This is a genomic window from Microcoleus sp. CAWBG27, from assembly GCF_020883145.1.
Lineage (GTDB): Bacteria > Cyanobacteriota > Cyanobacteriia > Cyanobacteriales > Microcoleaceae > Microcoleus.
The window spans coordinates 98,941-119,394 of record NZ_JAHREU010000007.1; the positions used below are offsets into that span (position 1 = coordinate 98,941).

General features: G+C 44.8%; 18 protein-coding genes. 8 read left to right on the top strand and 10 right to left on the bottom strand.

The annotated features are described in order from the left end of the window. Positions 1-120: 120 nt before the first annotated feature. On the top strand, positions 121-1,023 hold the full coding sequence (locus QZ938_RS06460) for a hypothetical protein (RefSeq protein WP_293349788.1): 903 nt from the start codon (positions 121-123) through the stop codon (positions 1,021-1,023). A gap of 417 nt (positions 1,024-1,440) precedes the next feature. Here the strand turns inward: QZ938_RS06460 and purU are convergent, their stop codons facing one another. The 3 genes from purU to QZ938_RS06475 all read right to left on the bottom strand — a co-directional run bounded on the left by purU (position 1,441) and on the right by QZ938_RS06475 (position 4,136). Further along, positions 1,441-2,295 (bottom strand): formyltetrahydrofolate deformylase, encoded by an 855-nt coding sequence (gene purU / locus QZ938_RS06465; RefSeq protein WP_293149572.1) that lies wholly within the window; start codon positions 2,293-2,295, stop codon positions 1,441-1,443. Between the two features lie 424 nt (positions 2,296-2,719). Continuing rightward, positions 2,720-3,856, bottom strand: a complete 1,137-nt coding sequence (locus QZ938_RS06470; protein ID WP_293149570.1) for a DUF6745 domain-containing protein — start codon at positions 3,854-3,856, stop codon at positions 2,720-2,722. Next, the gene (locus QZ938_RS06475; RefSeq protein WP_293149568.1) at positions 3,843-4,136 is read right to left on the bottom strand and encodes a hypothetical protein; all 294 of its coding nucleotides are present in this window, start codon (positions 4,134-4,136) and stop codon (positions 3,843-3,845) included. Before QZ938_RS06475 ends, QZ938_RS06470 begins: the two co-directional genes overlap by 14 nt. A 152-nt stretch (positions 4,137-4,288) precedes the next feature. Here QZ938_RS06475 and QZ938_RS06480 point away from each other — a divergent pair, with 152 nt between their 5' ends. Further along, entirely contained in the window at positions 4,289-5,044 is a 756-nt protein-coding gene (locus tag QZ938_RS06480) for a pentapeptide repeat-containing protein (protein WP_293349791.1), read from the top strand. A gap of 262 nt (positions 5,045-5,306) precedes the next feature. On the opposite strand, the gene QZ938_RS32995 is transcribed toward QZ938_RS06480, so the two are convergent. From QZ938_RS32995 to QZ938_RS06510, 5 genes are all read right to left on the bottom strand, one after another. After that, entirely contained in the window at positions 5,307-7,607 is a 2,301-nt protein-coding gene (locus QZ938_RS32995; RefSeq protein ID WP_363318790.1) for a leucine-rich repeat domain-containing protein, read from the bottom strand. Positions 7,608-7,628: 21 nt separating this feature from the next. After that, the gene (locus QZ938_RS06495; RefSeq protein ID WP_293349794.1) at positions 7,629-7,883 is read right to left on the bottom strand and encodes a hypothetical protein; all 255 of its coding nucleotides are present in this window, start codon (positions 7,881-7,883) and stop codon (positions 7,629-7,631) included. After that, on the bottom strand, positions 7,884-9,197 hold the full coding sequence (locus tag QZ938_RS06500; protein WP_293349797.1) for a leucine-rich repeat domain-containing protein: 1,314 nt from the start codon (positions 9,195-9,197) through the stop codon (positions 7,884-7,886). A 180-nt stretch (positions 9,198-9,377) separates the two neighbouring features. Continuing rightward, positions 9,378-9,959: a Uma2 family endonuclease gene (locus QZ938_RS06505; RefSeq protein ID WP_293349800.1), complete on the bottom strand. Its 582-nt coding sequence runs from the start codon at positions 9,957-9,959 to the stop codon at positions 9,378-9,380. A 27-nt stretch (positions 9,960-9,986) separates the two neighbouring features. Continuing rightward, positions 9,987-12,821 (bottom strand): diguanylate cyclase, encoded by a 2,835-nt coding sequence (locus tag QZ938_RS06510; RefSeq protein ID WP_293349803.1) that lies wholly within the window; start codon positions 12,819-12,821, stop codon positions 9,987-9,989. Positions 12,822-13,465: 644 nt separating this feature from the next. Here QZ938_RS06510 and QZ938_RS06515 point away from each other — a divergent pair. The 5 genes from QZ938_RS06515 (at position 13,466) to QZ938_RS06535 (ending at position 18,794) form a co-directional block, all read left to right on the top strand. Beyond that, the gene (locus QZ938_RS06515) at positions 13,466-13,699 is read left to right on the top strand and encodes a hypothetical protein (RefSeq protein ID WP_293349806.1); all 234 of its coding nucleotides are present in this window, start codon (positions 13,466-13,468) and stop codon (positions 13,697-13,699) included. Positions 13,700-13,876: 177 nt separating this feature from the next. Next, positions 13,877-14,425: an RNA 2'-phosphotransferase gene (locus QZ938_RS06520; RefSeq protein WP_363318791.1), complete on the top strand. Its 549-nt coding sequence runs from the start codon at positions 13,877-13,879 to the stop codon at positions 14,423-14,425. A gap of 71 nt (positions 14,426-14,496) precedes the next feature. Next, positions 14,497-15,705, top strand: a complete 1,209-nt coding sequence (locus QZ938_RS06525; RefSeq protein ID WP_293349809.1) for an AAA family ATPase — start codon at positions 14,497-14,499, stop codon at positions 15,703-15,705. A 288-nt stretch (positions 15,706-15,993) separates the two neighbouring features. Then, positions 15,994-18,189, top strand: a complete 2,196-nt coding sequence (locus QZ938_RS06530; protein WP_293349812.1) for a PAS domain S-box protein — start codon at positions 15,994-15,996, stop codon at positions 18,187-18,189. Between the two features lie 311 nt (positions 18,190-18,500). Further along, positions 18,501-18,794, top strand: coding sequence for a TIGR03792 family protein (locus QZ938_RS06535; protein ID WP_293149554.1), 294 nt, complete (start codon positions 18,501-18,503; stop codon positions 18,792-18,794). Between the two features lie 112 nt (positions 18,795-18,906). Here the strand turns inward: QZ938_RS06535 and QZ938_RS06540 are convergent, their stop codons facing one another. Together QZ938_RS06540 and QZ938_RS06545 are read right to left on the bottom strand one after the other, a co-directional pair. Continuing rightward, positions 18,907-19,041: a hypothetical protein gene (locus QZ938_RS06540; RefSeq protein WP_293149551.1), complete on the bottom strand. Its 135-nt coding sequence runs from the start codon at positions 19,039-19,041 to the stop codon at positions 18,907-18,909. Between the two features lie 129 nt (positions 19,042-19,170). Then, entirely contained in the window at positions 19,171-19,347 is a 177-nt protein-coding gene (locus tag QZ938_RS06545) for a hypothetical protein (RefSeq protein WP_293149549.1), read from the bottom strand. A 127-nt stretch (positions 19,348-19,474) separates the two neighbouring features. Between QZ938_RS06545 and QZ938_RS06550 the strand changes: the two genes are divergently transcribed. Beyond that, the gene (locus tag QZ938_RS06550; protein ID WP_293149547.1) at positions 19,475-20,296 is read left to right on the top strand and encodes a hypothetical protein; all 822 of its coding nucleotides are present in this window, start codon (positions 19,475-19,477) and stop codon (positions 20,294-20,296) included. The last annotated feature ends 158 nt before the right edge of the window (positions 20,297-20,454 follow it).

Below are 20,454 nucleotides of genomic sequence, written 5' to 3' on the forward strand. Positions count from 1 at the left end.
AACCTATCTGACTGCCAGCATTAGATCTCAGATGAGATTACCGGGAAATCTGGAATCGGATTTCTGGGAGTTGGAGTATTTGGAAGAATACTTTTAAATGTGGCTATTCAGGAGTTTGTTGTGAGCAAGTCTATTGTGGAATTGGTTGACAATTTGCCGTCTGGTGGCGTGACTGTGATGATGTTGAAATCTCTCGATTTTGTGGTTCCGGGGGAGTGGAATAATTTATCTGGTTTTGATAATACTATTCGATCGCTCACAGGGGAAACCGATCGCGCTTTAGTCGAAAAAATTCGCGCCCGGGCGATCGAGCTTTACGCCAACTCCAACGAGCCCTATCAAGGCGCAGTAAAGCTTTACCAGCTTGCAGACAGTGCTGACAGTGCCTTGGGCGCGACGGCTATGGCGAATAAAATCGGCGAAAAAATCGGCTTTCTGTCGTTTATGAGCCGCCTGACTCCCAAGGCTGATACCACTCAAACGATCGACTTATGCGTCAAAGTGGCGATCGAGCTCATCGTCTTCTGCAAACTCAACAAAATCTCCCTTGACAACGTGGGAAGCTTTACCAATTACTTATCACAATACAAAGCCGAATCTCTAATGCGGATGGCTGCATTAGTATGCGCTGACGGCTTAATTCCCCTCGGCCCGGACTTTATCAAAGTAGCGCAAAATACCCTAAGCGGCTTAAATCCTGGAACCTTGCAGCAAAACTCAACCTTCCAAAACATCAGCAACCTAATTCCCGGCGCCAACAATGCACAAAAATTTGGATTCGTGACAGCAACCTTTGCCTCAGCCCAAGGTTGGATGAACAATTTAGTGGTATCTCGCGGCTTAACTCCAGCCACAGTTTTAGGCAATCTCAAGCAATACGTTGATGTTACCGATGACAAATTGGATTATGTCGCCGCGTTTTTGGACATGACTACCAATTATTACGAGCATACCGGAATTCAGACGGTTGCTCGCCAATTGATCGATCGCGCTTACGCCGAAACATTATCCGCCCGGATTTGATTCAGTTGACAGTTGACAGTTGACAGTTGACAGTTGACAGCAACCTCTACCTGGAAGTTCTAGGATTGGAATAATGAATCGTCTGATTTTAATTTCTACGCCAAACCCAGACGCTTTAAACCAATTATTTCTTCTGGTAATCTCGTGAGAGCGATCGAATGCGAGGAGCTATTTGAGGCACCTCGCATCTTTCCAGGATTGCTTATTATACCTGTTATAAAAATAGCTGGACAGGCAAGATGCCTGTTTCACAAAAATTCTTTTTTATTGTGGGATGGGCATCTTGCCCGTCCCAAAATTTCATTAAATAGCTGGACAGGCAAGATGCCTGTCCCACAAAAACTATTTTTTATTGTGGGATGGGCATCTTGCCCGTCCCAAATTCAGAGCAATATACTAGCAATTCAACTAAAAAATTCAAGCAAAAACAACAGTGCGATTGCCATAAACCAAAACACGATTTTGTAAATGATATCGAACCGCCCTTGCCAAAACAATCCGTTCTAAATCTTTACCTTTCCGAATCAAGTCCGACACTTCATCGCGGTGACTCACGCGCACAACATCTTGCTCAATAATCGGGCCAGCATCTAGATCTGGCGTCACATAGTGGGCTGTAGCACCAATAATTTTCACCCCTCTTTCATAGGCTCTTTCGTAGGGATTCGCCCCCACAAACGCGGGTAAGAATGAATGGTGAATATTAATCACATTGGGAAATTGGCGCATAAAATCTTGACTCAAAATTTGCATATATTTTGCCAATACTACTAAATCGATGTTATATTTCTTGAGAGTATCTAACTGTTGTGCTTCTTGAATAGCCTTGCTCTCTTTATTAATGGGAATATACTCAAAATCGATACCATATTGTTCGGCAATGGGCTTTAACTTTTCATGGTTGCTGATAATCAGGGGGATTTTCGCAGGCATTTCCTTAGAACGTTGTCGCCAAATCAAATCTAACAAGCAATGATCTTGGTGGCTAACCCATATCGCAATCCGTCGAACTTCTTCAGAGAACTGTAATTGCCAATTTGCTTGTAAATCCTTGGCAAGTTCAGTAAAAGCATCTGTCATTTCTTCGATGCTTAAGTCAAAACCGTCTAATTGCCATTCCAGACGACTTAAAAATAATCCGGCGGCAAAATCAGTATGGTGATCTGCGTGGATAATATTGCCATTATGGGAAGCGATAAAATTAGCAAGTAAGGCGACAAGCCCTTTGCGATCGGGACAGGAAATCAAAAGAGTTGCAGTAGGGCTAGTCATGATATAGTGGCAAGGGTATTAATTTTTAATTGATTATATCAGGTCGGTCGTCCTATGGAGCATCTCAGTTTTACTTTTGTAGTGCTGTCCGGGGCTGGCGACTGCTTGGACTGTAAAAAAAAGATTTTTGTATTGGATTTTAAACAGAAATTAAGCAGGTGAGAGCGCAATTTCATAAAATATTTGCTGTTCATTTGTGGGATGTTTTAATACTACCAGTCCGTTTTAACGGACTTTAGCTAAAAGCCCCGTGGGTTTAAACCCCTGGCGGGCTTTCGGAAGGACGAACTAATATCAAATCCGGTAGCATCGGAATTATTCATCTCTCTATTCTCTCCCTCTGTGTCCTCTGCGCTCTAGAAAAGTTAAATCATTCCAATGCAACCGGAAACGAACTAACAGGCTTGTTGGTAAAGAGAAATAGTCAAGTTTGCACGGAAAACTCCTCTGGTTCAATTCCCCAGTTTACCCAGCAAATTGCCTCTTGTGCAGATGTCATATTTGGAGGAACTCGCAGGGCATGAACGAACCCAGTGCTCGGACAGGTCATTTTTAACAAAAAAACTGGTAATGGCATTCCCGAGTCGTCGAAATCGTCCTCAAAATCCATTTTTAACAGGGTATATTCCTGCCAAGTGTCTAATTCAGTGGCTGCTAGTTCTTGACAAATACGATCGCACCCGATGCCCTGAATTAAGGCTCGCCGAACAAGAGCGTTGTGCTCCTTCAACAGCCATTTAGACTGCCACTCGTGCGGTTGCAGGCGGCCGTACCATTCGGGTAAAATCACGCCGTGATAGGCGTAAATCGCAAAACCGTCGGCAAATTGTACGGCGGGTGCTGCTTCGGCGTGTAAACGGTGGTTGCTGTCTGCAGAAAGTGCGATCGGCTTTTCGCACACAACGCAAACTTTGTCATAGGGAAAAATCCAGCCACAAGTCTTGACAAGCGATTGAAAAATTGTCCAGATATTGCCGTAGGAGTGCGCGCAATTCAACACAGAAATGCAAAAATCTAACAAACTCCCGCCACCAGCCCACAATTCCGGTTGAATGCAATTATCTAGTTGTTTGTTGAGATGAGTGTAGTGCAAATACCGGGCCCGCTGTCCGCTTAAATCGATCGGCAATTTGCTGGCTATTTCCATCGCTAAATGCTCGCGGAGGGGACTCCACAGTTGGCTTTGCAGTTGGGTGTAAAGTTCATTTTCGAGTTGATTTTGCAGTTGACGTTTTAGCTGGTTTTCGAGTTGTCCGCGCAGACAAGTCAGCAGTTGTTTTTCAAATTCGCTGCGTACTTTGCTCTCTAATTGGCTGCGGAAGTGACTCCTGGGCTTGTCTGCGTGGCTGTCGATGATGTTAGCGGCTTGGTAGGGACGATCGCAAAAAATGATTTCCGGTGCTTGTTTGCCGCTCGCCCTGTAAGCTAATGTAATGGTTTCGGCAGCTTGAGAGCGATCGATCGGGCCAGTCGAAAGTGCGATCGCCCTCCACTTGTCGCGATAAACTGGAATCTCAGCCTCTTGTGCTGGCGTGAGTTTTTTAACCTTAGTCTGCGACATACCTCCAGCCTTGGGGTTCGTATTCGCGCTGAATCCGCACCATCCAATTACCTTCTGGAATTGCGATCGCTTTGTGTTCTTCGTGACTCAATAAAGCTGTCGGCGAAAGCACTCGCAAGTACAGGGTACCGTCTTTTTCGTACAGTTCAGCCTGCCCCTCAACAATCTGGTGAGAATGTCCCGTGACTTCACCTTCAGCGAGGGTGAGATGAGGTTTTTTGTCACCTTGGATTTGCGGTACGGGGGTGAGAATTACGTCGCCTTGTCGGATGGGTTGCATAGGTTTTTATTAATTTTGCTTGGTGGTTTTGCTAAATCGAGCCTGATTCGCGGTCACTACATAATACTAGCATACTACAAATAAAAGTCAATAACCGGCTTTGATAATTTTGGATCGGGCAGAACTGAAACTATCGTTTGCTGAGAGGTTTTATGTTAATTTTGATCGGAATTGCGATCGGCATTATTCTTTCTGTTTCAGCAATGAAATATATCAACTTATATGGCTATCCCAGTTTACCTCAGATTTTGCTGTTAACTGCGCTCGCTATCGGCATAATTTTATCTTTATTGTACATTGGATTCCTCCTGATATTTAGTCAACTAGATCCGATGCGATTTCGTTTGACCAAGCAGTGTACTAATTGTGTCTTTGCATTTGCCAATGCAGATTTTACTGGTGGCGACTTTGAAGGTGCCAACCTCAGTAACTCCAATATCGTCAATGCAAATTTCAGCAATGCCAATCTCAAAAAAGCAAATTTGAGTGGCACAAGAAGCTCTGGGGGAAGCCCTCCCAACTTTCAAGCTGCTAATCTGAGAGAATCAAATTTAACCGATGCTGGTTTACCAAATATCATTCTATCTAATGCTCAACTTCAGAATGCTAACCTGCAAAATGCACACTTACCATACGCAGAATTGAGCGGTACAAATTTGCAAAATGCTAACTTATTCGGCGCACAACTCAGCAATGCAAAAACTGTGAATGCAGATTTCAGCGGTGCCGACCTGAGAAATGCCAAAATGTGCTTTCTTTCCAGCAATCAAATTAAGTTAGATGGAGCAAAGTTAGAGGGTGCAAGAATCACAATTTTAGAGGGAAATCCTGACTTTACACCAGCCCAAAAACAGATGCTCAAACAGCGTGGTGCAATTCCGGGAGGCCCTAGCGAACTTTGCTATTAAAGGATGATTTAGCATAACCGATCGCAATTAGTTTTTATTGGCAAATCATTAGACTTGTTGCAAAAATAGGACAGGCTAGAAGCCCGTCCCACATTTTTTTTCTTGTGGGATGGGCTTTGAGCAGCGTCCCAAAATTTGATTAAAAAGACTTTTGCAAGAGGTCTATTTTATAGCGGTTCTCAAAAAAGTGAGGTATGCCCTATGCCCTATGCCCTATGCCCATGAGTACCTCATCTTTCTGAGAAAGGCTATATGAGTTCCTTCAAGTTTGGACGGAAAACTCCTCATAATCGATATCCCAATTCACCCAACGAATCGCTTCCCTTGCAGATTGCATATCGGGTGGAACCCGCAAAGCATGAATGAATCCGGTGCTGGGACAAGTCATTTTTAATAAATAAATTGGCTCGACATCGGCATTATCTATTTTTAACAGAGTGTATTCTTGCCAACTATCTAATTCTACGGCTTGCAACTCGGAGCAAATTCTAGCGTAACCAATTCCCTGAATTAACACTCGCCGAAGTTCGGCATTTTCTTCTTCTAAAAGCCATCGTGCTTCCCACTGATTCGGGTGTATTTGTCCGTATTTTTCCGGCAAAGTTACTCCGTGATACGAGTAGATTTTGTAACCGTCGGTAAATTCGATCGCGCTTTCCCCTTCTGCGTGCAGCCGATCTTCGCTGTCGAGGGAGAGTTTTAAAGGGCGATCGCACGCATAGCAGACATCATCAAACGCAAAAATCCACCCGCATTCAACAAAAAGCCACTTCAAGCATTCTAAAGCTTTTTGTGCATCTGGGTTGAGAGTAATTCTAATTACAGAGGTACAAAAGTCAGCCATGCAGATTGTCTTCAACAGATATCTCCCAGTAGCGATCGACTTTAAATATTGCCAATAGTCAGAAAAATCTCGTTTCAATTCTTGTTCAAGCTCTCGCTCCCATCTTATTCGTGAAGAATACAAGACATTAGATGTTATGAAGTCAAACGGCCGACAGGCTAATATTAGCTCTCGCTCTATAAGCGGGAAAAAATCAGTTTTATTAGTTGGATATTTCAATTTTTTCAACTGTGTCATTGCCGATTGAGGACTCGAACAAAAAATAATTTTCTTGCAAGTCTTCCCGATAGCTGCGTAGGCAAATTCGATTGCTGCTGCGGCACCGGTGCGATCGACTTGCTCTGTAGAATTGGCTATAGATTTCCACAGAGATTGCAGGTGTATTAGGTCTGATATTTGGTTGTCTAGACATAGTGATTTCAAATTAGTCAGAGATTTCAGGGGTATGAGGTCTGATATTTGATTTTTGTATAGCCTTAGATGTGTCAAATTAGTCAGAGATTGCAGAGGTGTTAAGTCTGATATTTGATTGTTTCCCAGAGCCAGCTCTGTCAAATTCCTCAGAGATTGCAAGGGTGTTAGGTCTGATATTTGATTGTTGCTCAGAGACAGAGAAGTCAAATTCCTTAGAGATTGCAGGAGTGTTAAGTCTGATATTTGATTGTTGCGCAGAGACAGAGAAGTCAAATTCCTCAGAGATTGCAGGGGTGTTAAGTCTGATATTTGATTGTAGTCCAGAGACAGAAAAGTCAAATTCCTCAGAGATTGCAGGGGTGTTAAGTCTGATATTTGATTGTAGTCCAGAGCCAGAAAAGTCAAATTCCTCAGAGATTGCAGGGGTGTTAAGTCCGATATTCGATTCTTTTGCAGACGCAAAGAAGTCAAATTGGTCAGAGATTGCAGGGGCATTATGTCTGATATTTGATTGTTGTGCAGATTTAGCCCTGTCAAATTGGTCAGAGATGAAAGGGGCGTTAAGTTCGATATTTGATTGTTGTGCAGATTTAACCCTGTCAAATTTAGCTCTGTCAAATTGGTCAGAGATGAAAGGGGTGTTAAGTCTGATATTTGATTGCCGTACAGATGCAGCTCTGTCAAATTGGTCAGAGATTGCAGGGGCGTTATGTCCGATATTTGATTGTTGTGCAGATTTAGCTTTGTTAAATTGGTCAGAGATTGCAGTGGCGTTATGTCCGATATTTGATTGTTGTACAGATTTAGCTTTGTCAAATTGGTCAGAGATTGTAGGGTTGTTAAGTCTGATATTTGATTGTTGCGCAGAGACAGAGGAGTCAAATGACTCAGAGATTGCAGGGGTGTTATGTCTGATCTGTGATTGTTGTACAGATCGAGACGTATCAAATTGGTCAGAGATTGCAGGGGTGTTAAGTCCGATATTTGATTGTTTTCCAGACGCAGCTCTGTCAAATTGGTCAGAGATTGCAGGGGTGTTAAGTCCGATATTTGATCGCCGTACAGATTCAGAGAAGTCAAATTTGATAGTATTTGCTCCGCTTCATAACAGTTAGAAGTTCTTGCTGTTTTTGACAGCACCTCAACTGTATGTTTCGCTTCTTCTGAAAGGCTGTCAAAGTTCAAGCACCAGTCAGCAAAGCGGATGTAAGGGGTCACAGGGTTTGGTTGTTGAGAGGACATAGGATAATCAACTCCTAGAAAAGTTGCTAAAATTCTGATATCGGTATCTACCTTAAATAACATATCTCTCTTTAAAAATGGAATTCAAGTTTGTACTGAAAATTCCTCCGGTTCAATATCCCAATTCACCCAACAAATTGCCTCACGGGCCGATCGCACGTCAGGAGGCACTCGCAAAGCATGAATAAAGCCCATACTCGGACAAGTCATTTTTAATAAATAAATCGGCTCGACATCGGCATTATCTATTTTTAACAGAGTGTATTCTTGCCAACTATCTAATTCTACGGCTTGCAACTCGGAGCAAATTCTAGCGTAACCAATTCCCTGAATTAACACTCACCGAAGTTCGGCATTTTCTTCTTCTAAAAGCCATCGTGCTTCCCACTGATTCGGGTGTATTTGTCCGTATTTTTCCGGCAAAGTTACTCCGTGATACGAGTAGATTTTGTAACCGTCGGTAAATTCGATCGCGCTTTCCCCTTCTGCGTGCAGCCGATCTTCGCTGTCGAGGGAGAGTTTTAAAGGGCGATCGCACGCATAGCAGACATCATCAAACGCAAAAATCCACCCGCATTCAACAAAAAGCCACTTCAAGCATTCTAAAGCTTTTTGTGCATCTGGGTTGAGAGTAATTCTAATTACAGAGGCACAAAAGTCAGCCATGCAGATTTTGTCCAACAGAGAGTTCCCAGTAACGCTCGACATTGAGTAGTTTCCATAGTCCGAAAAATCTCGCTGTAATTCTTGTTCAATCTGCCACTCCCATCTGATTGCTGAAAAATCCGAATTTCCATATGTTATTAAGCTAAACGGCCGATCTGCTAATTCTAACTGTTTGTAAACAAGCCAGAAAAAATCATTTTTATTAGTTGAAAATTCCATTTTTTTTAACTGTGCCATCGCGAAGTAAGGACTCGAACAAAACATAATAATCTTCGGGCAATTCTTGCCGATAGCTGTGTAGGCAAATTCGATCGCTGCTGCGGCACGGGTGCGATCGACTAGCCCTGTAGAATTTGCTGTAGCCTTCCACAGAGATTGCAGGGTTGTTAAGTCTGATATCTGATTGTTATTCAGACTAATAAAAGTCAAATTTGTCAGAGATTGCAGGGATCTTATATCTGATATTTGATTGTTTTCCAGATGCAGAGAAATCAAATTAGTCAGAGATTGCAGGGGGGTTAAATTTGATATTTGATTGTTGTTCAGATCCAGAAAAGTCAAATTAGTCAGAGATTGCAGGGGGGTTAAGTCTGATATTTGATTGTTGCTCAGAGACAGAAAAGTCAAAGCAGTTAGAGATTGTAAAGGTGCTAAGTCTGATATTCGATTGTTGTTCAGCTTCAAATGTGTCAAATTGGTCAGAGATTGCAGGGGTGTTACGTCTGATATTTGATTGTCGCGCAGATTCAGATAAGTCGCATCAGTCAGAAATTGTAGTGGTGTGAGGTCTGATATTCGACTGCTTGGCAGACCCAGAGGAATTCTATTTAACAGTATTTGCTCCGCTTCATAACAGTCAGAAGTTCCTGCTTTTTTTAACAGCAACTCAACTGTATGTTTCGCTTCTTCTGAAAGGCTGTCAAAGTGCAAGCACCAGTCGGCAAATCTGATGTAAGGGGTCGTAGGGTGTGGTTGTTGAGAGGACATAGGGCAATAATCTCCTGGAAAAGTTGCCAAAATCTGATGTCGGTATCTACTTTAAATAACATATCTCTGGCGTTTTAGGGGTTGTGCGATCGCACTTATCAACCACCCGATCGCGCTCGCCAGTATTGCAATTTGTAACTCTGACTGCGGGCGATGTCGCACTTACAAAACACTTTTCATCTAATCCCCAGAAATGCAGCGCCGAAACTCCTTAACCGCTTCAACCCTGGAAGCCATCAGCAAACAGCGAGACAATAAATTAATATCTAAATCTGGCAATATTTCACTTTGGGCAATTTTTTCATAACCGTGCGATCGCAAATGATACAGACCAAATACTCCATCCTCCCAAAACCACACTTCGGGGACTCCCAAGGCTTGGTAGCGATTCAATTTGCTCTCGTTACCGCTAGTAAATACAACTTCGATAGCCAGATCGGGGGTTTTACCTATTGATTTTCCAATCAAAAAAGATTCGTCAGATTGCACAGAAGCTTTCTGTGCAATCTCTTGAGTAAAGCTACCTAAAGGGTTAAACTCGATGTCTTTTTCCACAAAGTAGTCCATCAGCAGACCTGCGATCGTCCTGCTGAATGATTCGTGTTCTTCCGAAACTGCCAAGATTTCTACCTCACCTTTGAAATAAAACAGTCTGATGCCGGGGGAGTCAGAAAAGCCTTGTTCGATTAGTTTGAATTGTTGCCAATCAATCCCGGAGTGAATTAGCCGCTGGTCTTTGGGCTTATCTAATGTTGCTGTCATGGCACGACCTCCTTTAACTAATATATATTATGCTTCAAAGGCTGCAACCGAAACCCGATCGCGCCCAGCGGCTTTCGCCCGATACAGCGACTCATCGGCGATCGCAATTAACGTCGCTGGCTGCGACATCGGCGCCGGAATGCAGCAAGCTACACCCAAACTCAGCGTGACATATTCGCTGACAGCAGACTGCGCGTGAGGTATCTGCAAATCCCGCACCTGTTGGGCGATCCTTTCGGCAACGCAAGCCGCACCTTCAATATCCGTATTCGGCAAAACTATGGCAAATTCTTCTCCACCGTAACGCGCAACTAAATCAGCCGATCGGTTTACCGATTTCTGCAAAACCTGCGCCACTTGCCGCAAACACTCGTCCCCCGGTTGGTGGCCGTAAGTGTCGTTGTAAAGTTTGAAGTAATCGATATCGCACATAATCAATGACAGCGACGCTTCTTCCCTCGCCAAACGCCGCCATTCCGCATCCATATAATCATTAAAAAAGCGGCGGTTTCTTACCTCAGTCAAACTGTCGTAAGTTGCCAAATACTGCAAGGCTCGATTCACTGTTTCTAACTGCCGTTTCTGCTGCTGCAATTGGCGGTTGAGCACTGTCAACTGCTGTTCGGCTGCGTGGGTTCTGAGCAAGTTTCTAACCCTCGCCAACAGTTCCCTCTCGTCAAAAGGTTTGGAAATATAATCGTCAGCACCAGCATCCAAACTTTCGATCCGAGCTTCCATGCCCGATCGCGCTGTCAAAAAGATTACTGGAGTCGAACTCAACTCCGGCGTCTTCCGAATCTCCTTGAGCAAATCCAGTCCGTTTTGTCGGGGCATGATTTGGTCGCTCAAAATCAAATTCGGCTGCAAACTTTTGGCTTTTTCTAAACCTTCAACCCCGTCCATCGCCACCGCAACTCGATAGTACGGACTCAATAAAGTTTGGAGGTAAGCCAGCAGAGAATAGTTGTCTTCTACTACGAGCAACAGCGGTAATTCTCGGCTGTCAGGCTTTAATTGTCCCCCATTATTTTTGTCGTCACAACTGTTAGAGTCCGCCAGCGGGGCGATCGCCCCAACATTTCCCTCGTCTGAGCAGCCAAATTCACTCATCCCTGCCAATTGGACGATCGCGCTTACCAACTGATTCGCCTCCACCGGCTTCGACAAATGCCTCTGAAACCCCGCAGAGAGGGCCGATGCCGAATCCTCCTCACGGACGCCTCCCGTCAGGGCCACCGCCGGCAGCAGTTCCCTCTGCTCGGACGTTTCCATGGCTCTGATGCGGCGGATCAAATCGGAGCCGTCTGTTTCCGACACCGCCATATCGCTCACCAACACGTCGGGCCGCGACTGTTCCAACTGCGCCATCGCTTCGCCAGCGCTACCCACCGCTGTTACCTTGGCTCCAAATGCTTCGAGGGCTGTTTTGAGAAATTCCCGAATCTCGGCGCTGGTTTCCACCACCAGCACTTGCTTTCCGGCTAGGGGTTTGGGAACCGATTCCGCGTGGTTTTCGGTGCGGCCGATCGCGCTTTGGCGATCGTCGTCGCGCGAATTGTTGCTGTTCGCGATCGGTAGCAGCACCCCAAACGTCGTCCCCATACCCAGGCCGGGACTGGAAGCCCAAACAGTTCCCCCGTGCAATTCCACCAAATGCCGCACAATTGAGAGCCCCAACCCGAGCCGATTTTGTTCCTTGGACTGGAAGCTATCTCCGGGGCGGAAGTAGTCAAAGATGTGCGGCACAAATTTGGGTTCAATCCCGCAACCGCTGTCGCTGACCCGAATCAAGGTACCCGACTCTGTAGGCTCGATCCGCACTTTAACTGGGTCTGGTGTCGATTCTGGGGTGAATTTGATGGCGTTTGCCAGGAGGTTCCAGACTATTTGCTGCAAGCGCTCTACGTCGGCCACAACGTAGCTGACGCCGGGGTAGAACTGTGTTTCTACGCGGAGGTTTTTGGCCTCGGCGGCGGGGCGGACGGTCTCAATAGCCGATTCTATGACAGATGGGAGGTGAACCCGAGCCAGGTTCAGGCGGACTTTCCCCCGCAGCAGCCGACTCAAATCGAGGAGATTGTCTATTTGCCGGTTTTGCAATTTGGCGTTGCGCTCGATGATTTCCAAAGCGCGGTTGGTGGTAGCTTCGTTTAACTTGCGCGATCGAGCTAGCTGCACCCATCCCAAAATCGCGCTCAGGGGCGATCGCAGTTCGTGTCCGGCGATGCCCAAAAAATCTTCTTTGGCGCGGTTGACTGCGGCTTGGGCTGCTTCAACGGCTTTGCGATCGGTGATGTCAAATCCGATCGCCAAATACTGACAGGGTTTCTCGTTAAAGTCCAAAAGCGGAACTACTGCTGCGTACACCCAATAATCACTGCCATTTTTGGCTTGGTTCTTCATTTCTCCTTCCCAAACTTCATTTTTGGCAACTGTTGACAGCAGATTTTTGGTTAATTCCGAAGACTTATATTCCGAATGGAGGATGCAAAAATGGCTCCCTATTAGTTCAGTACGCGAATAGTTAGAGATGCTGCACAGTCGATCGCTGACATAATTGATAATTCCTCGGGCGTCGGTTCTCACCGCCAGTGCCGATCTGTCGATCGCTACTTTAAAATCTAAACCTTCTTGCAGCGACGAATCTAGTTCTTTTATCGTAGAAATTTGACTGAGGCGATCGCGCCGCTCCTGGCTCCGCTCTTGAATTTCCATTGCTTCTATTGTCCCCTGATGACTGACACCTAATCTACTCGCATCCTGATTAATTATCACTGTTTTTTCCGCACCGGCGGGTGTAATATTTTGTATATTTTTATTTTCATGAATGCTCGGCAAACAGCACATCCACTCAGGAGTCATACCATTTGAGATTCGAGATTTTAGATGAGGAATGAACAAGAACTATCGGGGTTGGGGATAGCTGCCTACAGTGGCACTATTTTGGAAAACTGGAGTCACCTGAAATTTTATTTGAAGTTTAGACTAAAATTGGTCAATCTGAAGACAGATTTTCTCAGATCTGCCCGCTCCGCCGCTGGCTGCAAAAACCCAACTTTTTTCTGAAAATTACCAGAAAGAATTGGTTGAAAGCCCCAAGTCTTTGAGGGAGAAATTAAAATCAGACTATTCATTACTCCAATCCTCGGACTTAAGGGTAGAGGTCGCTCTCCCATGGTCAACTGTCAACTGTCAACTGTCAACTGTTGAATATGCCGCATCTGGCACAAAATCTCTGCCCCAGGCTTTCGACTCTCCCGCATTCTGCCTCAACTCCACATCCCAGATATATGTGCAGGGCTTGACACTTCCCAAATAATTGGCTGGGAAATGGCTAACCAAGTCTGTGTTTTGCGATCGTCAGCAACTTCAGTTCAATTATTTTCTCCTTACATCTTGACAGGTCTGTAAATATTTTGTATTATAAATGTAATACGACATTTAACGAGAGAGCAGTCCAACTGCATTAACGCACTCAACTATTAAAAATTTGAGGAAAAGTTTTAGTGAATTTATCTAGGAATTTAGACGATGTACGCCAACAATTTGAAGAAAGAGCATTTGATTATGATGGTTTAATTCCCCGCCTCATTCCGCAGTATCGCGAGCAACACGAAATAATATTGCAATTAATTGATTTTGAAACCCATGCCAACATAAAAGTTCTAGATTTAGGCGCGGGAACTGGCATACTGTCTGCAATGATTTTGCAAGCATTTCCTCTTTCGGACACCGATTGACATTCAAAAAGGTACGTTGTTGGGCTTTAGCCCTCTTTCGATATATATAAACAGGGCTAAAGCCCAACAACGTACCTATCTCTTTCTCAATAATAAAGCTACACTGTTTCTTATCCCAGGAAAAACAGATTAAATAAACCCGATATACCCACAAAATAACTCAATAAATTAAGTAAAATGATGAACGATGCCCGATTAATAAAAATTAGCAGATATCTCAGCAAACACCTGCGCCACGCGCCCGCACGCATCGGCATTCAACTCGCACCGGGGGGCTGGATTTCTGTTAGCGAACTCCTCGATGCTTGCCAAAAAAATAACTTTTCCGTTCAGCTTTACGAACTCAAGGAAGTAGTCGCCCAAAACGACAAACAGCGCTTTTCTTTTGACTCGACAGGCACTCTAATTCGGGCCAACCAAGGACACAGTGTAGAGGTTGACTTGCAGTTAGAACCTGCTGTTCCACCAGATATTTTATATCACGGAACAGGCAAGACTGCCGTCAAGTCTATTCTCAGTGAAGGAATTCGGAAAATGTCTCGACATCACGTTCATTTGTCGGCGGACATTCAAACAGCCCGTAAAGTAGGTGCCAGACACGGCATCCCGGCAGTCTTGATTGTAGATACCGCAGCAATGCAATGCGACGGCCATACATTTTACTGCTCGGATAACAAAGTTTGGTTGGTAGATATGGTGCCGCCCAATTATCTAAAAGTTTATTGAGAAAATCCTGTTTGGTTCTAGCAAGTGTGCGACAAATATTTTAAAATAAGAGTAACTAGGAGTTTTACAAGATGAGTGCGGAAGATATGGGCGATCGCGACAATAATTTTAATCAAAACAACCCTCAAAATCGAGGGCTCCTAGGATCGGGCTGGCGACCTCTCTACCGTCAATTTGATTGGGAACACCTGCTGCACTTAGCATCTAGCGACCCTGTAGAACTCGCTCAAAAAACTTTAGATGCAGCCAGCGATATCGCCGATGCCATGGGACGACACCAGTATACTTGGTGGGCGAATATCTTAAATGTATTCTCGGAAAATACTCGCTACGAAATAGACGAGTTTTGGGATTACATTACTCCGCAACCAGTTTACCCGGATTACCGTTACAAAGATGTTTTAGTCACGGAAACGCCTGTTGTTCAATTGGTCAGCCGCGCTAGTATTCCCATCGACTACGTTCTCAACAAACTCCAAGAGATTGTTGTTTTCAAGGTTCTGGATTTGCTGGGTAAACCGGATGCGATTACCCAGTTTTTTATGGAACGGCATTTTTCTTATCCGCGGGAGCGATTTGTTAGCTGGGAACGTTTGGAAGTTTTGGGTACTGTTTATGCTTATTGGGGACAAGCAGGCTGTTGGCTGCAAATTGACAGCTACGACAGGGGTCGGCGGTGCTACACTCTGATTTGCAAAGATATTGCGCCGTTAGTTAGCAAGGCTACTTATAATTTAGCGGTGATTCTCAGCGGGTACAAAAGTCGTGTCGGACAGGTTCACAGTCACTTTCCTATTCGGAGTTTTTCTGCGGAAGTTCAAAGTTTTACTGATACTGTTCAGCAGGCAATTCTTGACCAAAATCAGTTGGCTGTGTTGGTTAGTGGCGAACCGGGGACTGGCAAAACTGCTTGGACTCAAGCGATAGCAAAGGAGATTTTAGTGCCGCTGGGTTATGTGATCTTTATCTTAGATCATGATGCGGTGGAAAATTTTGTCCCCCCGAGTTATTTGGAGCGGATTTGCATTATTATCAACGAGGCTGATAATTTGGCTCAAGATCGATCGACCGCAGCGGCCCAACGCAGTAACAAAACTGAACATATTTTGAGTTTGCTGGATGGAACTCTGTATCAAAGCGTGATGGACGAGCACGGGATTCAATTTCAACAGAAACTCGTAGTGTTACTCACTTGTAACACAATTGAAAGATTAGATCCTGCGATGCTGCGGAAAGGGAGAGTGGATTTTACCAGTGAATTTACGCACAAATTTGTTTGACGACGCACCTAAAGTCTCACACACTTTGGGCGATTCACGAAGAGGGATAGCTAGCCTGTGCGTACTGCTGCGCCACCTCAAATGTTGAATAATTATGAGGAAATTTCCTGAATGTCAAAGTTTCGGGAACAATTTATTAAGTACCTATGGACACATCTCCTAGAAAATGATATTACTGATGGGTGAGACCCTCCAAGGGTATCACCCAAAACAGCCAATCAGGGGAAGAGTGTTTTAGGTCTGAAATAGATTTTTCAAACTTGACAGCTATGGAGGAAATCCCAAATCGTGCAAACTAAGCCAGTTAAGCAAGAAATTCGACTGGGAAGGTATGCCGGGGGGAAAATCCCGATCGCCCACCAACCCCCTGATGCAGCCATGTCCGAAAATAAAGAAGGATTTCGGCGGTTTGTGGAGCGCTCCGCCGACGCCGTGGCAATGGTAGATTGTGAAATGCGCTATCTGTCGGTTTCTCGTCGCTGGGAAACAGATTGCGGATTTGGTGGCGGTGAGGCCCTGGGTCGGTCTCATTGGGAACTGTTCCCAAATCTCCCGGAATATTGGCACCAAAATGCTCGCGCTTGTTTGGCGGGAGTTTTGGAATATAGCGAGTTTGTCGTAGGGCAATCGCCCGTATCTGTAGCAGGACAAATCGAAGGTGGGGTCAGGGCTGCGGAAAAATGGGTATTTTGGCCGTGGAAAAATAACGAAGGTGCGATCGGCGGTTTGATCCTGTTTGCCGAAAAGATAACAGAAAGAAATTTCTACAACAATATATGGAGGCCCGGTGGCAAAAGCCAGAAGTTAGAAACAAAACTACAACTAACTCAAAAAGCCCTCGACAATGCTGCTGATACAGTTTTTTTCACCACCTCCGACGGGAAAATTTGCTATGCGAATAAAGCGGCTTGCGATCGAGGAGGTTACTCGGAATCGGAACTGCTAAAGCTGAGATTCACCGACATCGATTCGCAATTGTCAGCATCGGATTGGCCAGAGCGCTGGGTTGAACTCAAGCAGCAAAACAACCTTACTTTTGAAACCAGTTATAAAACCAAAAATGGCACCATTGTTCCCGTTGAAGTTCAACTCAATTATTTAGAATACGACGGCTGCGAATACTGTTGCGCGATCGCCCGCGACATTTCCGCTCGCCTCGCAGCAAAATCTGCGCTTTTAGAGGCAAAAGAGCAACTTCAAGCCGTCTTGGATGCGGTGCCCGGATTAGTTTCTTGGGTAAGTTCCGATTTGCGCTACCTGGGAGTAAACCGACATTTAGCTTCCGCTTATCAAATGCCTGCTGAACTATTTGCAGGTAAAAAAGTAGGTTTTTTAGATACAAGTCCCAAATTTAACGACTTAGTATACGATTTTTTTGTCGGCTCGAACCATAAGACCTCTCAAGAAGTAACAGCGAGCATCAGAGGAGAAAATAAAACTTATTTAATTGTGGCTCAAAAATATCAAAAAAATACGGCAGCGGTATTTGTGGGATTGGACATTACAGAAAGCAAACAGTCTTTGTTGGCTTTGCAAGAATCGGAAGAACGCCTGCGCCAGCAAGCGGCAAAATTAGAGCGGACGCTGTTAGTTTTGCAGCAAACTCAAACTCAACTGATCCAAACAGAAAAGATGTCATCTCTAGGGCAGTTGGTAGCAGGAATAGCGCATGAAATTAATAATCCAGTTAGTTTCATTTCTGGCAACGTCAGCCACGCCACTGGCTACATTCAAGAACTGCTGCGTTCGATCGACCTTTACCAAAAAAATTATCCCGATCCAGCTCCGGAAATTCAAGATTTGATGGAAGAATTAGACTTAGACTTCATCAAAAAAGACATACCAAAACTGCTAAATTCAATGAAAGTCGGTTCGGAGAGAATTCGGGATGTTGTGCGATCGCTCCGCTTGTTCTCGCGTACTGACGAACCTGAAATGAAGCCTGCGGATATCCATGAAGGTTTGGACAGCACTGTGCTGATCTTGCAAAATCGCCTCCAAGCTAAAGGGGGACGGCCGGGTATTTCTCTAGTTAAGGAATACGGGGATTTGCCGCGAGTCCGCTGCTATCCGGGACAGTTAAATCAAGTGTTCATGCACTTGTTGACAAATGCGATCGACGCTTTGGAAGCAGAGGGGAGAAATCCGGAAAAGTATGGTAAAATCCAAAATCAGTCTTTGTTGTCTGCCGGTAGCTCGGGAACTGAAATATTCAATCCCGAAATTCGGATTCGGACAGAAGTGATAGGGGAGAGCGAAGTGGCGATCGCCATTAGCGACAACGGCCCTGGAATGACTGAAGAAGTTCTCTGCCGTATCTTTGACCCTTTATTTACCACTAAATGTCAGACCACGAGCACAGGTTTGGGATTGGCAATATCCCAGCATTTGGTAGTAGAAAAGCATGGTGGTGACTTGCTGTGTATTTCTCGTCCGGGAGAGGGAACTGAGTTAATCGTTAAAATTGCGATCGGTAACGATTAATCGATTAAATCCAAATCTGGAATTATTTTAGGGTGCTTTTACTATCATAATGTTGTGACTGAGAACTAATGTTTTTTTCAATAAGTTTTGTAGGTGCGTCAGGAATGATATAATGTGCTGTCGCTTAGCACAACAAAAATAGTTCGTAGTGCGTCGGGAGTGTCCGCATCATCAGAGCGGACTTAAGTCCGCACGCGCGATCCTTACTTATCCGGGTTAACCGAAAGAACACGATATGAATCTGAGATGACATACCAATCCTTTTTTGCCTGGGCACCTTACAAAATCTAAAATCTACAATCTAAAATCATATGGTAATTGAGTGGCTGAGATTTAAAGTACCTCGTGAAAAATGGGAACAGTTTATTCTGCGAGATGAAGAAGTTTGGACGGCCGGACTCAAAAGTTTTCCCGGTTATTTGGGCAAAGAAGTTTGGGTGGATGCGGTGGAAAATGAGGTGCTGATGTTGATTCGCTGGGAAACTAGGGAACAGTGGAACTCGGTGCCGCAAAGCACAATCGATGAGTTGGATGCTAAAATGGGCGATTTGCAAATGCCGATCGTCGAAAGTCGCGAATATCAAGTTCGCAAGTTTTTGCATTAACTCTTGTGACACTGTTGACTGTTGACTGTTGACTGTTGACAGCTTCCCCGCTCGCGCAGCCAAAGGGTTGACAGTTGACAGCCAATTACCAATTACCAATTAATCAGTTATTCTAAGCAAATTTAGCATAGAGAGCTGAAATAAAATTCACGCTTAAAAAGCCGACTGCTAGGACGAGGATGATAAAGATTGTGATACTGACAATAGACTTGAGCCGATCGGCCTTTTCGGGTTTTTCTGATTTCATTTGTCAAGTCTGGCTGTAAATTATATCTGAGAAATTGAGAAGAAGTAAATTATACCAATGCACGAACAAAAACGCAACTACCGCTAGGCTAAAAGCTTCGATCGCCGTCAGTAGGTGGCAGTTTTAATCTCAAATCGAAAAATGGAAAATCTCAAATCGACCGACCTGTGCAGCGATTGTCGATCGCCTGCGGGCGATCGCGCCCCGTCCTGTAAAATAGAGGACGCCTTGGGGTTCAGCTTTTAACAGCCCCAATTGTGGGCGACAGCAAGACGGCTCGCAAATACATAATAATGTGTCAATCATCCTTAACTTACTGAATTAGGTAAAAATAGAAGAGTGCACAGAAATAATGTAAAACATATAACTGAAAAAAGGATATAAATCGATGCTCCACTCTGTCTCGCAACCTTATCAACAACGAGAAAATACTATGACCCAAAGAGTCGTGCGGAAGCCAAACCCCTCTGTTAGAAACCGCTTGAGGCCAAGTTTTCCTCAAAGGCACTGGCTGGAGGTGGCAGAGTACGCCTCTCTGGCGGCCTCTGGTTTGGGTTCCTTGGCGGTGGCAGTGTCTGGTCAAGCTTTTTACGGGGTGGCTCCCCTAACCTTGGCTTTGTCGCTGAATGTGGCTAATCGGTATCGGTTCGAGCAGCAAGTGCGGGTTCATCAAACTTCGGAATTGGCCCAAGTACAAAAGTCTGTAAATAAGGTCGAAAAAACGGCGGTAACGGTAATTGTTAAATTGCGGAGGCATTTGTCAGCAGATATTGCAGCGCTGCGCCAGCAAATGGCTGCATTGCCTAGGAATGCAGCTTTTGAGGAGTCGATCGATATTGAGCGACAATTGCTGAGTTTGGGAGAGTCGGTAGCTTCTTTGCAAGAAATTGTGGCGTCTGCTGTGCTCGATGTTCGCCAGCAGGTGAGGGAACAAATTCAAGATTTATCGGTGGGCCAACCGACAAATATCGAAGCTGTGGAACAGGCGATAGAACAACTGCAAAGTGCGATGAAGAGCTTGACAGAAACTGCTCTCACCCGAGATGACTGGGAATTAGTAAATACTCGATTTTTGGAAATCCAGAAAGTTATGGCTAATCTGCAAAGCCAAGTGCAAGCTCCTGTGTACCAATCGACTCCGGATTTGTCTGTAGTTCAAGCTCAAATTCACCGTTTGGAACACGAGCAGCAAGAAGTTGTCAAACCTCACCTCAAGCGCTTAATCTCGGTTGTCAAGGAGTTGCAAAACAGTTGACAGTTGACAGTTGACAGTTGACAGTTGACAGTTGACTGCGAAAGCAGTTGATAGTTGGCAGGGGAGCATATCAGTTTTGCATTTAATAGTGCTGTCCCCGCTCGCGAACACCAATCATTAGTGCTGTCTCCGCTCGCGAACAGCCGTCAACAGCAGTT